The organism is Amycolatopsis sp. NPDC050768 (assembly GCF_040654155.1).
GTDB lineage: Bacteria > Actinomycetota > Actinomycetes > Mycobacteriales > Pseudonocardiaceae > Amycolatopsis.
In genome coordinates, this window is sequence record NZ_JBFAHL010000004.1 from 343,599 (window position 1) to 356,765 (window position 13,167).

Here is a 13,167-nt window from a genome sequence, read left to right on the forward strand (position 1 = left end):
ACCTAGCTCCCGACACCGAGCTGTTCGCTGTAGAACAACCCCAGGCCGAACATGCAGCAGATGGCCGACAGCAGCCAGAAGCGGATGATCACCGTGGTTTCCGCCCACCCGGCGAGCTCGAAGTGGTGGTGGAAGGGCGCCATCCGGAAGAGCCTTCGCCGCGTTGTGCGGAACACCGCGATCTGGGTGACCACCGAGATCATCTCGACCATGAACAGGCCGCCGATCACGATGGCGAGCAGCTCCGTGCGGGTGGTCATCGACAGGCCGGCGACGAGACCGCCGAGCGCCAGCGAACCGGTGTCGCCCATGAAGATCTTGGCCGGCGCGGCGTTCCACCACAGGAAGCCGACGCACGCGCCGGTCGCCGCGGCGGCGACCACCGCGAGGTCCAATGGGTCGCGCACGTCGTAACAGGCGGTCGTGGGCCCGTCGGCGCAGGAGAGGCGCGCCTGCCAGAAGGAGATGATCACGTAGGTCGCCAGCACCATCGCCGCGGCGCCGCCGGCCAGGCCGTCGAGGCCGTCGGTGAAGTTCACCGCGTTCGACCAGCCGGAGATGACCACGTAGCAGAAGATCACGAACACGATCCACGGGAACGTGATCAGCGCCAGGTCGCGCACGTAGGAGAGGCTCTGCGACGCGGGCGTCAGGCCGTGCTCGTCGGCGAACTGCAGCGACAGCACCGCGAACAGGATCGTGACCACGAGCTGGCCGACCAGCTTCGCGGTCTTGTTCAGGCCGAGGTTGCGCTGCTTGCGGATCTTGATGAAGTCGTCGAGGAACCCGACGATGCCGAGTCCCACGGCCAGCATGAGCACCAGCAGGCCGGACGCCGAGGGCGCCGAGCTGTGGGAGTTGCCGAGCCAGCTGATCAGGTGTGCGACGAAGTAGCCGACGACCATCGCGATGATGATCGCGACGCCACCCATCGTCGGGGTGCCGCGCTTCGACTTGTGGCCCTGGGGCCCTTCTTCGCGGATCTCTTGCCCGAAGCCCTGCCGGGAGAAGACCCGGATCAGGTAGGGCGTGAGCAGGATGGAGACCAGCAGACCCGCCGCGGCCGCGATCAGGATGTTGATCACGCGTGACCACCGTTCGAGCGTTCAGAGGAGGGGGACGGGGAGGGAGGAAGCGACTGCGAGCTCTGTCCGGAGGGGGCGAGCAACGCCTCGGCCACGTGCCACAGGCCGGCGGCGTTGGAGGCCTTGACCAGCACCACGTCTCCGGGACGGAGCTGATCATGTAGCAGGGCCACGGCGGCGTCGCCATCGGGTACCTGCACCGACTCCTCGTTCCAGGAGCCCTCCTGCGAAGCGCCCTGGTGCATCGGCGCGGCCTCGTCGCCGACGACGACGAGCTTGTCGATGTTGAGGCGCACCACGAGGCGGCCGATGGAGTCGTGCTCGGTCACGGAGTCGGCGCCGAGCTCGCCCATCACGCCGAGCACGGCCCACGCGCGGCGGCCGGTCCGGCGCATCGACGCAAGGGCCTTCAGCGCGGCTCGCACTGATTCGGGATTGGCGTTGTACGCGTCGTTGAGGACGGTGACGCCGTCGGCGCGCGTGGTCACGGCCATGCGGTGGGCCGAGCGGCGCTCGAGGGCGGACAGCCGCTGCGCGACCTCGGCCGGCGTCGCGCCGAGCTCCAGCGCTATCGCGGCGGCCGAGAGCGCGTTGCCGACGTGGTGCTCGCCGTGCAGCGGAAGCGTCACCGGCGCTTCGCCGTCCGGGGTGATCAGCCGGAACGACGCGCGGGCCTCGGCGTCAAGCGTGATGTCGGCGGCGCGGACCTGCGCGGACGAGGTCTCGCCGACCCCGACCACTCGGGCGCTCGTGCGGCCGGCCATGGCGGCGACCAGCGGGTCGTCGAGGTTCAGCACGGCGACACCGCCCGCGTCGGCGCTGGGGAGCGCCTCGACGAGCTCGCCCTTGGCCTTCGCGATGGCTTCGCGCGAGCCGAACTCACCGACGTGCGCGCTGCCGACGTTGAGCACGGCCCCGATGCGCGGCGGCGTGATCGAGGCGGCCTCGGCGATGTGGCCCGGTCCGCGCGCGGACATCTCCAGCACCAGGTACTTGGTGTCGTGGTCGGCGCGCAGCGCGGTCCACGGGTGGCCCAGCTCGCTGTTGAACGACCCGGGCGGCGCGACCGTGGGGCCCATCGGCTCCAGCAGCTGCGCGATCACGTCCTTCGTCGAGGTCTTGCCCGACGAGCCGGTCAGCGCCACGACCGTGAGGCCTTCGGCGGCGAGCCGGCCGACGACATGGCTGGCCAGCTTGGCAAGCGCGGCCAGCACGGCGGCGCCGGACCCGTCGGTGTCGCCGGCCAGCGCGACCGAACCCTCGTGAGCCTGCCCCTCGGGCAGCGGCGGCACCACGATCGCGGGCGCGTCGACCTCGCGGCCGGCCAGCACCGCGACGGCACCGGCCGCCACGGCCTTCGCGGCGAAGTCGTGCCCGTCCACGCGCTCGCCGGGCAGGGCGACGAACAGGCCGCCGGGCCCGACCTTGCGCGTGTCGAACTCGACACTCCCTGTGACGGTCAACGAGCCGTCGGCTCCGTGCAGCCGGCCGCCGACGACGTCGGCGATCTCGGCCATGCTGAGCTCGATCACGCACTCACCTCGAGATGCTTGCGAATGGCGGCCTCGAGTTCGTCGCGGTCGGAGAACGGGTGCACGACACCCTGGACCTCCTGGCCGGTCTCGTGGCCCTTGCCGGCGATGAAGACGATGTCGCCCGCGCGCGCGAGTGACACGGCGTGGGTAATGGCCTCGCGGCGGTCGCCGATCTCCATGACCTCACCGCCGTGGGACGGCCCGACGCCCCGCGCGCCGGCGAGCATCGCGGCGCGGATCAGGGCCGGGTCCTCGGACCGCGGGTTGTCGTCGGTCACGATCAGCACGTCGCTGCGGCGCACGGCTTCCTCGCCCATCATCGGGCGCTTGGCCGTGTCGCGGTCGCCGCCGCAGCCGAGCACCGTGATGATGCGGCCGTCGGTGCGGGCGCGCAGCGCGTCGAGCCCCTGCGCGACGGCCGCGGGCTTGTGCGCGTAGTCGACGACGGCGGTGAAGTCCTGCCCCAGGTACACGCGCTCCATCCGGCCCGGCACCTCCACGGCGCCGAGGCCCGCGATGATGGCCGCCGGGTCCACGCCGGCGCTGCCCAGGATCGCGGCGGCGAGCACGGCGTTGGCCACGTTGAACGTGCCCGGCAGCGGGATCTTCGCGGCGAGCGTGAGCCCGCCCGGGCCGTGCAGGGTGAAGGTCTGCTCCCCCGCCGCGGTGGGCTCGATGTCGGAGGCGCGCCACGCGGCGTCGACGCCCTGCTCGATCGACACCGTCACCGTCTGCGGGGTGAGCAGCGCCCGGCCCCACGCGGTGTCCACGACCACGACCTCGGTGGTCGAGCGGCCGTCGAACAGCAGCGACTTGGCGGCGAAGTACTCCTCCATGTCGTGGTGGAAGTCGAGGTGGTCCTGCGAGAGGTTCGTGAACGCGCCGACCGCGAAGCGCGTGCCGTTGACGCGGCCCAGCGACAGCGCGTGGCTCGAGACCTCCATCGGCACGTGGGTCACGCCGCGCTCCAGCATCACCGCGAGCAGCGCCTGCAGGTCCGGCGCTTCCGGCGTGGTGAAGCCGCTGACCAGGCGCTCGCCCGCGATGCGCGTCTCGACCGTGCCGATCAGGCCCGTGGTCAGGCCCGCGGCGCGCAGCCCGGAGTCGACGAGGTAGGAGGTGGTGGTCTTGCCCGACGTGCCGGTGACCCCCAGCACCGACAGGTGCAGCGACGGCTCCCCGTAGATCCACGCGGCCATCTCGCCGAGCGCGGCGCGCGGGTCCGGGTGCACGAGGACCGGGATGCCGGCGTCGCGCAGCGCGGGGCGCTCGGCGCCCTCGGCGTCGGTGAGCACCGCGGCCGCGCCGGCGGCCACGGCCTGGTCGCTGAAGTCGGCGCCGTGGGCGCGTGCGCCGGGCAGGCCGGCGAACAGGTCGCCCGGTAGCACGTGCTGCGCACGCAGCGTGGTCCCGGTGACGGTGAGGTCGGCGGCCTCGGGGCGCTCGGCGATCAGCCGGGCGCCCGCGCGGGCGAGCAGGGTGGCCAGCGGCACCGGGTCGATCCGGGCCGGGCGGGGCGGGGCGGCGACCGCCTTCACCGGGCTTTCCGGCAGCGACGAGGCAGCCGGCCCGCTCTGGGGCTTGGACGAGGACACGGACACGTCCGAGAGGTTACCGAGAGCGCGATCGGGTGACCCAAGGCGGTACGGCGAACGCGCCGGCGCGCACCGCGTGTGCTATGCGGCGCGCGCAACGTCGTTGCGGGGCAAGCGTTTCCGGTGACTGCCACCAGCCGATGTGGACTATCGCGGGCGGAAACACGCGGCAAGGGCCGCCTCGCAGCGAGCTGACGTCGTCGAGGCGGCCCTTGGCCGAGTGTCGCGAAGGCGTTCCGATCGTGTCCCGGGAACGTCGCGGGCGCGTCACGGGATGATGAGCGGGACCTCCGGCGACGGACCGTCGGACAGCGGGATCTGGTAGCGCTGCGTCAGGTACGAGGCGATGGAGTGGAACAGCGGCCCCGCCGAGTGCCCGGCCGGCAGCGTGGTGTCAGGCGCGTCGAGACGGATGCCGACGACGAACCTCGGGTGGTCGGCGGGCAGGATCCCGGCGAAGGTGATGTTGGCCAGGCTCTGGCTGTAGGCCTTCGTGCGCGGGTCGACCTGCTGGCCGGTGCCCGTCTTACCCGAGATCTGGTAGCCCTCCAGCGCGGCCGACGGCGCGGTGCCCGCGTTGGGGCTCTTGGCGTTCTGCACCACCGCGCGCAGCATGTCGCGCACCGTCGTCGCGGTCTGCGGGCTGACGACCTGCACCGGCTTCGGCGCCGGCTCGGGTACGACCGTGCCGTCCGGGTTCTTCTTCGCCTTCACGATCCGCGGCGGCACGCGCAGGCCGTTGTTGGCGATCGTCTGGTACATCCCGGCCATCTGGACCACGGTCATCGACAGGCCCTGGCCGATCGGCAGGTTGCCGAACGTACTGGCCGACCACTGGCTGCGCGGCGGCACGTAACCCGGGCTCTCACCGGGCAGCCCGAGGCCGGTGCGCTGGCCGATGCCGAACTTCTTCAGCAGGTCCGAGTAGCGGTCCGGGCCGATCTTCTGCGCCAGCTCCAGCGTGCCGACGTTGGAGGACTTGGCGAAGATGCCCGTGGTGGTGAAGTTCTGCGTGCCGTGCACCCAGGCGTCGTGCACCGTGCGGTCGGCGATCTTGATCTCGCCGGGCACCGCGATCGTCGACTGCGGCGTGGCGATGCCGTCGTCGATGGCCGCGGTGGCCGTGACGATCTTGTTCACCGAGCCCGGTTCGTAGGGTGTGGTCACCGCGCGGTCGTTGAGCAGTTCGTCCTGGAAGGTCGACTGGTCGTTCGGGTTGAACGTCTTGTCGTCGGCCAGCGCGTAGATCTCGCCGGTCTTCGAGTCCATGATCACGGCCTGGCCGCCCTTGGCGTGCGACTGCGCGACGTAGTCGCTCAGCTGCCGCTGCAGCTCGTACTGCAGGTCCGAGTCGATGGTGAGCTCGAGGTCCGAACCGGGGATCGCGGCCTGCAGCACGTGCTCGGAGCCCGGCAGGTACAGGTTGTCGTTGCCGTTCTGGGTGTTCACGATCTCGCGGCCCGGTGTGCCCGCCAGGTCGTTGTCGCGCGACTGCTCCAGCCCGACCACGCCGTGGAGGTTGTGTTTGGACACGTCGGCGTCCTCCATGCGCCAGTTGGCGAGGCCGACGATGTTCGACGCGAGCGTGTCGCCCGGGTACTCGCGCATGGCGCGGTTCTCCACGCCGATCCACGCGAACTGCTTCACGATGTCGGTGGCCACGGACGGCTCGACGTTGTCCACGAGGTAGGTGAACGACTGCGGCTTGTGCAGCTTCGTCAGCAGTTCCTGCTCGGTGGTCAGGTTCGGCACCTTCGCCGCGATGTACTTGGCCGCGCGGGTGACCTCGGTTTCGAAGTTGACCCCCTTCGCGGGGTTCTTCTTCGCGTAATCGTCCATCGTCTTGTGCAGCACGCGCAGGTTCACCGACAGCGTGCGGGTTTCCACGCTGAAGGCGAGCTTGTTGCCATTGCGGTCCACAATGGACCCGCGCTGCGCGGGGATGTCGATGGTGAGGCTGCGCTGCCGCTCGGCCGCGGCCGAGAGCGTGGGCGCCTCGAACCACTGCACCTGCACGAGCTTCACGCCCGCGACGACCATGAGCGCCACCAGCAGGATGCGCACCGCCGAGAAGCGGCTGCGCTGCCCGCCGTTGCCACGCTTGGCCACCGCGCGGCGCGTGCCCGCGGCGTAGGTGCGCCGGGCGCTGCCCGCGGCACGCGCCCGGCTCGCCCCCGAAGCCACCATCACTGCCCCGCCGACGGCAGGTCGCCCTCGATACCGCCCTCTTGCTGACCGGAGGCGGGCTGCCCGGAGGTGCCCTGCTGCGGCGGCGTCTCGGCCGTCGAGCCGGCGGCGGGCTGGGCCTTCGTCGGCTCGCCGACGACGGTGGTCTTGCCGTCCGGCCCCACGACGATGCGGGCCGGGTCGCCGCCAGGCACCATGCCCAGCTGCTTCGCGGCCGGCGCCAGCGACGCGGGCGACTGCGCCTTCGCGACGTCGCGCTCGAGCCGGTCTTTGGCCTCGGCCAGGCCGGCGTTGGTCGTGCGCAGCTGTTCGAGGCGGTATGAGTCGGCGATGGCCTGCGTGGTCAGCCACAGCGTCGAGGCGACGCCGACGGCCAGCAGCCCCATCATGACCAGCACGAACGAGGCGCGCGAACGCGGCCAGCGCAGCAGCAGCCGCTTCGGCTTGACCTCGACCTCGGTGCGTTCGACCCGGGGCTGGGGCTTCTTCGGCTCCCGCTGCTGCAGCAGGTCGGCCCGCTGCGCGCGGCGCGCGTAGGCCCGCTCCGCGGCCGTGGTGCGGCCGCGCGAGGACCGGCGCGGAGTGGTTTCCGGCTGCGCCGTGGTGGTGCGACCGGTGGTGGTCTGCGGTTCCTGCTCGACCGTGGTCCCCGCTTGCGCGCTCCGGCGCGTCGCCGGCGCGCCGGAGCGGCGGCGGGACTTCGTGGGTGCGGTCATCGCGGCTCTCCGATCCTCTGTGCTGCCCGCAGCCGCACGGAGGCGGCCCTCGGGTTGTGCTCGATCTCGCCTTCGCCTGCCTTCTCGGCTCCTCGGGTAAGGAGTTTCAGCTCGGGGCCGTGCCCGGGCAGTTCGACCGGGAGCCCCTCCGGGGTCCGCGACTTCGCGAGCTCCGCGAACGCCTGCTTCACCAGGCGGTCTTCGAGCGACTGGTAGGACTCCACGACGATGCGGCCGTCCATCGCGAGCACCGAGAGCGCGGCCGGCATCGCCCGCCGCAGCACTTCGAGCTCGCCGTTGACTTCGATCCGCAACGCCTGGAACGTGCGCTTGGCCGGGTGCCCGCCGGTGCGGCGGCTCGCGGCCGGCACGGCGTCGTAAAGCAGCTCGACGAGCCGCGCGCTGCGCGTGAACGGCTCCTTCTCCCGCTCGGCGACGACCGCCCGCACGATCCGTTGTGCGAAGCGCTCTTCGCCGTAGTCGCGCAGGATCCGGATCAGCTCGCCGGGCGCGTAGGTGTTGAGCACGTCGGCGGCGGTGAACCCGGTGGTCGGGTCCATCCGCATGTCCAGCGGGGAGTCCTTCGAGTACGCGAAGCCGCGCTCGGCGCGGTCCAGCTGCATCGAGGACACCCCGAGGTCGAAGAGGATGCCGTCCACACGGGACAGTCCCAGACCCTCGACGGCTTCGGGGAGCCCGTCGTAGACGGTGTGGACGAGGTCGACGCGGTCACCGTGCCGCGCGAGCCGCTCGGCCGAGCGCTCGAGCGCGGCGGGGTCGCGGTCCAGCGCGACGAGCCTCAGGCGGGGGAAAGCCGCCAGGAGCGCGTCGGAGTGGCCGCCGAGGCCGACGGTCGCGTCGACCAGCACCGCGTCGCGGTCGGCGAAGGCGGGGGTGAACAGTTCGACGATGCGGTCCAGCAGCACCGGAACGTGCTCGTGCTCGGTCGCCATGCCCCTCCCCCTTTCGCGCTCCGTACTCCCGGGGAAGATGCGGCGGATGCCGTCAGGTCCCTGCCCGCCCGCGGTCCGACCTGGCACCGGGGAAGGTGCGCCAGGGCCAAAGAGCGGACAGAGGCCTCACGGCATCCGCGGGGACGTTTTCCGGTTCCACGGCCTCGGCGGACCCGCGTCCCCCGACGACGCAGGTGCTCCGGTGTCCGTGTCCCCTAGAAGACGCCCGGTAGAACTTCCTCTCGAGCCTTCGCGTAGCTGTCCTCGTGTTCGTCCAGGTAGCCCTGCCACGCCTGGGCGTCCCAGATCTCCAGCCTGGTGATCGCACCGATCACCACGCACTCCTTGTTCAGCCCGGCGTAGCGCCGGAGCTCGGACGCGATGGTGATGCGCCCCTGCCCGTCCGGGCGTTGTTCGTCCGTTCCGGCGAACAGGTAGCGCTGGTAGGCCCGAACCGCCTCGTTCGTGAACGGGGCGTCGGCGACCTTCCGTGCCATCTGCTCGAACTCGGCGCGGGGGAAGACGAAGAGGCAGTGGTCCTGCCCCTTGGTGACCATCAGCCCGCCGGCCAACTCGTCGCGGAACTTCGCGGGCAGCGCGAGCCGCCCTTTGTCGTCCAGCTTCGGGGTGTGGGTGCCGAGGAACACCGGCCTCCACCTCCCTACCGGCTCCGGCTGGCGAACCACCCGACTCCGGCCCCGGGGCTCCCTTCTGCCCCACTGGTCACCACCGTACCCCACTTTTCACCACAGTCAACGCGACCTGCCTCGCGTTAACTCCGTCGTGTCACGCGTTTACGCAGGTCAGCGCTGTGGGGCCTGGTGGGGGGTGGGTGGGGGGCCGTGGTCAAGATCCCCCGCGCCGGGGTCTCGGAGCAACCCGGACCGGGTGCCGACGTCCGCAGAACGGCAGCGTGAAGACCAGGGATCCCCTGGGTGGGGCCCGGTGGGGAACCCGGGTGGGGCCCGGTGGGGCCGCGGGTGGGGAACGGTGGCGACGCGTGTGGGGTGTGGTGGGGAGACCGGTGGGACCGCCGGTGGAGCGGCGTGGCGAATCCGGGAACCCCTGGTCACCGAGCACTCCCGGGTCACCACGCACTCCGAGTCGCCGAGTGCTCCAGGCCACCAGGCACTCCGAGTCGCCGGCACTCCAGCCACCAGGCGCTGGTCGTCGCCGAGCGCTCGTGGTCACCGACACTCCGGGCCACCAGGCTCGGACGTGCGGGCGGATCAGGCCGGGGGCAGGGCGGCGGCCGCGGTCGGCTCGTGGCCGTGGGCCGGCGTCGTGTGCGGTTGCAGGGCGTAGACCACCCAGCCGACGAGCGACAGGCCCGCCCAGCTGATCGCGCGGTAGATGAGCACGGTCGCGGCGGCCGGTGCGGCGGGGACGCCCGCGGCCACCAGCACGCCGAGCAAACCGGCTTCGGCGAGGCCGGCGCCGCCGGGGAGGATCTGGAGGGCGATGCTGGCCTGGACGACCAGGAAGCCCACGGCGAGGACGTCCCAGCGGATGTGCGTGCCGGTGCCCTCGGCGCTGGCGATGAGGGCGAAGAAGTCGAATCCCCAGCTGGCGAGCGCGAGGACCAGCAGGATGCTCCAGCGGGCCCCGCCCGGGCGCAGGCGCGCGACGCGTTCCGACAGCTGGAGCGCGGCGGCGTCGGCTTTCTCGAGCCAGGTCTTGCGGCAGGTGGCGCACGTGCCCGGGGTGCGGCCGAAGACCCGCAGCAGTGAGGTGAGCCCGCGGCGCAGGACTGTCGGGTGTGTCAGCAGCGCCCACACCCCCGCGGAACCCGCCGCGACCACGATGGCCGCGGGCACGGCCAGGCGCAGCGGCACCCGGCCGGCCCAGGCGAGGCCGAGCCAGCCGAGGACGATGAGCAGCACGGTGGTGATCACGCCGGCGAGCAGGACCGCCCAGGCCGACAGCGCGCTGTCGACGCCGCGGCGGCGCAGCTGGTTGATCGCGTAGGCGAGCGAGCCGGCTCCACCGACCACGGGGACCGTGGTGGAGACGGCGTTCTGAGCGAAGGTGATGCCCTGCACGGCCGAGGCCGGCACGTGCGCTCCCCCGACGAGCAGCAGCTGGCGGTGCAGTTCGCCGTACACGGCCAGCGCCGTGAGCCCGGCGAGCCCGGCGGCCGCGACCCAGCCCCACTGCACGTGGTCGAGCTGCGAGAACTCCGTGGCCAGCTCCGGAACGCGCCACACGAGGTACCCAAGCGCGGCGGCCACGACGGCCCAGTGGAGCACGGGCCGCCAGGGCAGGCGGCGCCGCACCCGGGTGCGGTGCTCGACCGCTCCGGACTCCGTGTCCGCCATCTCGAGACTCGTCACGCCGGCCTCCTCCCACGCTGCTCTCGCTGGCGACAACCCCAGTGTGCGGCCGAGCATTCCGCCCACCACGGCGTGAAGTATCACGCCGCGAACTACCGTCAGCGGGCTTGACCGGCACCGATCGGCTGCCGCACGACCGGCAACCGGCCGACGAGGTGGTCGGCCGCGAACAGCCCGGCCCCCGCCAGAGCGAACGCCGCCACCGGTCCGAGCGGCACCACGCACCACGCCGTGACCACGGCGAACACCAGCGTCCCCGGCAGTGAGCGCAAGGCGGAGCGCACCAGGGTTTCCGCGGCGGCGAAGCCGGACCCGTGGTGAGTGGTCGGGGTGAGGATCGCCAGCACGACCGGCGTGCAGGCGAGCACGCCGGCCAGGTGCGGGCCCAGCAGGCTGGACAGGACGGCCAGCGCCGTCACGACGGCCGCCGCGGCGCCGACGCGCACGGGCAGCTCCCAGCGCGGGGCCGGCGCGATGGTGTCGACCCGGGGCGCCGGCGGCCAGGTCACCAGCCCGATGAGCACGACCGCGCCGGTCACCGCCGCCGCGAGCCACGGCGACCGCACTTCGGCTACCAGCGACAACGCCCCGGCGGCGACGGCGAGCGCCACCGTGACCGCGACGGCCGGGCGCGGCACCCTGCGGGCGACCCGGCCGTAGCCGAGGCAGAAGGCTGCCACCACCAGCTGGCCGGCGATCATCCCGCGCGCCGCGTCGGCCACGGCGGCGGTGCCGTCGCGCGCGAGGAGAACGAGGAGGAACGGGAAGGTGGTCGTCGGGAAGCCCGCGAGCCGCCCGCCGAGCCGCGGGCCGTAGCGGCGCTGGACGACGGTCACGAGCAGGACGCTGAACACGGGCAGAACGGGCGGCAGCAGGACTTCCATGCCCTGAACGTTTCCAGGAAGTCCGCCGAAGATGGCTCGGAAATCACGGCCCATCCCGCGTCGGTGCCGAGCTTTCCTCGGCACTTGCCGGATTGCGCCGAGTTCTACACACTCATTCGCGTGGACGCCATCGACCGCTCGCTCGTCCGGCTCCTCGAAGAGGACGCCCGCCGCAGCTACAACGAGCTCAGCGCCCAGGTGCGCCTGTCCGCCAACACCGTCGCGGACCGGGTCCGCCGCCTCCGCGCCGCCGGCGTCATCCGCGGCTTCCGGGCCGACCTCGACCCCGCCGCACTGGGCCGCGGCCTGACCATGGTGAGCGACATACGCCTGCGCGAAGACGTCGACCGCACCCACTTCGAACGCGAGCTGCATCGCGTCCCGCAGGTCGTGTCGGGCGCCCGCATGACCGGCGAGTACGACTACCAGCTCCGCCTCGCCTGCCTGGACCCCGCGGAGTTCGAAACGGTCGTCGACCGCCTCAAACGCGACCACGGCGTGCGCGAATTGCGCAGCCGCCTGGTGCTCCACGAGCTCGACGTGAGCGCGACCGGCCTGCTCGACCTCGCCTGAGCTGCCGGCGGCTCAGCCGAACAGCGCCAGCACCCGCTCGACCAAGCGCGGCCCGTCGACCGGTGCGACGTTCACCCAGTCCTGCCCACCCCGCCCGCTCGACACGCCGGCGGAGTACGCGCCCACGTCGGTGTCGAACCAGGTCAGCCCGCCGCAGCGCTCGATCCGCCCGCCGCTGCCCCGCCTGTAGACGCCGAACTGCCCCGCCGCGAACACCGGCCGCGCCTGGATCGCGGCGACCTCCTCGGTCTGGCGCGCCGTCGAAGCCGAGGTCGCGGAAGACGTCGAATCCCACCCCGAAGCCGGCAGGCTCACGCCGAACCCGGGCCCGGCGGACAGCGCCGGCAGCACCTCGACGAGCGCCGACACGAGCTCCCCCTCACGGATCCCGCTGAGCCCGATCGTCCGTTCCGGCTGCACCGCCAGCACTCCGCTGCGTCCGCGCACGGCGGTCACGGCGCGGAACGGCGTGTCGGCCGTCATGTCCACCAGGGCTTCGCACGCGACGTAGCGCGAACCGCTGTCCAGCAGCCGCAGCCGGTTCTCCAGCTCGGGCGCGAGCTGCCCGTCGAAGAGGCCGCGGTCGGTCAGGCCGCGGTAGACCTCGGCGCGCACGGCCGCGCGCTCGGCCTCCGTCGCGCCGACGCCGGGCACCGCCAGGGGCACCGGCACGTGGCCGAGCCCGAGGTCGTGCCACACCACGTCGAAGGCCGACGCGGAGAGCCGGATCAAGCCGGCCCCGAGCCCAGCGCCGGGGTGTCCGGGAACGCGATGCCCGGCACCAGCCCGTGCAACGCCGTATCGCGGGTGCGCACGACGTCGATCGCCTTCTGCCGCGCCGCTTCGGCTTCCGCGCGGCGCGCGTCCATCGCGAAGGACAACCCGGCGAGCTCCAGGACGTTGCCGCTCGCGGCGGCCGAGCGGATCATCGCCGCCGGGTCGAATTCGACGGGCGGCGGCATCTCGGCCCGCGCCCGCGCCGCGACGTCGGCCTGCCCTGCCACCGAGTCACCGACCACAGTGGACACGGCGGCGGACTCCCCGAGCCAGCCGGCCGCCCGCGCGAGCACCGCGCGCATCGCGTCGCCCGCCTCGCCTTCCCACGTCTCCTGGCTGCCCGCCGACAACGCGGCCAGTGACGCGGTCGAGTCCTCGAACCTGCGCGCCAGCTCGGTCCAGCGCGCCCCGGCCTGGCCGGCCGCGACGGGGTCGTTGCCGTGCTCGACTTGCGCCGCCAGCGCTTCGTGACTGAAGGACTCGTAACGGGCCGTCGGCTCGGGCACGGCTGCGGACACGGCACACCTTC

12 protein-coding genes are annotated in these 13,167 nt (G+C 72.5%); 1 reads left to right on the forward strand and 11 read right to left on the reverse strand.

The window, feature by feature from the left end; translation table 11 throughout:
- Positions 1-2: 2 nt before the first annotated feature.
- The 9 genes from mraY to AB0H62_RS14795 form a co-directional block, all read right to left on the reverse strand.
- Entirely contained in the window at positions 3-1,085 is a 1,083-nt protein-coding gene (mraY, locus tag AB0H62_RS14755) for a phospho-N-acetylmuramoyl-pentapeptide-transferase (RefSeq protein ID WP_220242233.1), read from the reverse strand.
- Positions 1,082-2,617: a UDP-N-acetylmuramoyl-tripeptide--D-alanyl-D-alanine ligase gene (murF, locus tag AB0H62_RS14760; protein ID WP_360586411.1), complete on the reverse strand. Its 1,536-nt coding sequence runs from the start codon at positions 2,615-2,617 to the stop codon at positions 1,082-1,084. The genes mraY and murF overlap by 4 nt, the downstream gene beginning before the upstream one ends.
- Positions 2,614-4,158, reverse strand: coding sequence for a UDP-N-acetylmuramoyl-L-alanyl-D-glutamate--2,6-diaminopimelate ligase (locus AB0H62_RS14765; RefSeq protein ID WP_220247876.1), 1,545 nt, complete (start codon positions 4,156-4,158; stop codon positions 2,614-2,616). Before AB0H62_RS14765 ends, murF begins: the two co-directional genes overlap by 4 nt.
- Before the next feature lie 324 nt (positions 4,159-4,482).
- The gene (locus AB0H62_RS14770; protein ID WP_220242235.1) at positions 4,483-6,402 is read right to left on the reverse strand and encodes a penicillin-binding protein 2; all 1,920 of its coding nucleotides are present in this window, start codon (positions 6,400-6,402) and stop codon (positions 4,483-4,485) included.
- Complete coding sequence (locus AB0H62_RS14775; protein ID WP_220242236.1) at positions 6,402-7,118, reverse strand: hypothetical protein; 717 nt, start codon at positions 7,116-7,118, stop codon at positions 6,402-6,404. Before AB0H62_RS14775 ends, AB0H62_RS14770 begins: the two co-directional genes overlap by 1 nt.
- On the reverse strand, positions 7,115-8,071 hold the full coding sequence (rsmH, locus tag AB0H62_RS14780; protein ID WP_220242237.1) for a 16S rRNA (cytosine(1402)-N(4))-methyltransferase RsmH: 957 nt from the start codon (positions 8,069-8,071) through the stop codon (positions 7,115-7,117). The genes AB0H62_RS14775 and rsmH overlap by 4 nt, the downstream gene beginning before the upstream one ends.
- A 215-nt stretch (positions 8,072-8,286) precedes the next feature.
- Positions 8,287-8,718, reverse strand: coding sequence for a division/cell wall cluster transcriptional repressor MraZ (gene mraZ, locus AB0H62_RS14785; RefSeq protein ID WP_220242238.1), 432 nt, complete (start codon positions 8,716-8,718; stop codon positions 8,287-8,289).
- A gap of 582 nt (positions 8,719-9,300) precedes the next feature.
- Positions 9,301-10,404, reverse strand: a complete 1,104-nt coding sequence (locus tag AB0H62_RS14790) for a lysylphosphatidylglycerol synthase transmembrane domain-containing protein (protein ID WP_220242239.1) — start codon at positions 10,402-10,404, stop codon at positions 9,301-9,303.
- A 98-nt stretch (positions 10,405-10,502) separates the two neighbouring features.
- Positions 10,503-11,288 carry a hypothetical protein gene (locus tag AB0H62_RS14795; protein ID WP_220242240.1) on the reverse strand — a complete coding sequence of 262 codons (786 nt, stop codon included), beginning with the start codon at positions 11,286-11,288 and terminating at the stop codon, positions 10,503-10,505.
- 120 nt (positions 11,289-11,408) lie between these two features.
- Here AB0H62_RS14795 and AB0H62_RS14800 point away from each other — a divergent pair, with 120 nt between their 5' ends.
- Positions 11,409-11,861 (forward strand): Lrp/AsnC family transcriptional regulator, encoded by a 453-nt coding sequence (locus tag AB0H62_RS14800; RefSeq protein WP_220242241.1) that lies wholly within the window; start codon positions 11,409-11,411, stop codon positions 11,859-11,861.
- Positions 11,862-11,873: 12 nt separating this feature from the next.
- Here AB0H62_RS14800 and AB0H62_RS14805 read toward each other — a convergent pair whose 3' ends face one another.
- Together AB0H62_RS14805 and AB0H62_RS14810 are read right to left on the reverse strand one after the other, a co-directional pair.
- Positions 11,874-12,593 (reverse strand): ESX secretion-associated protein EspG, encoded by a 720-nt coding sequence (locus AB0H62_RS14805; protein WP_360586414.1) that lies wholly within the window; start codon positions 12,591-12,593, stop codon positions 11,874-11,876.
- Complete coding sequence (locus AB0H62_RS14810) at positions 12,590-13,156, reverse strand: PPE domain-containing protein (RefSeq protein ID WP_220242243.1); 567 nt, start codon at positions 13,154-13,156, stop codon at positions 12,590-12,592. Before AB0H62_RS14810 ends, AB0H62_RS14805 begins: the two co-directional genes overlap by 4 nt.
- Positions 13,157-13,167: the final 11 nt, after the last annotated feature.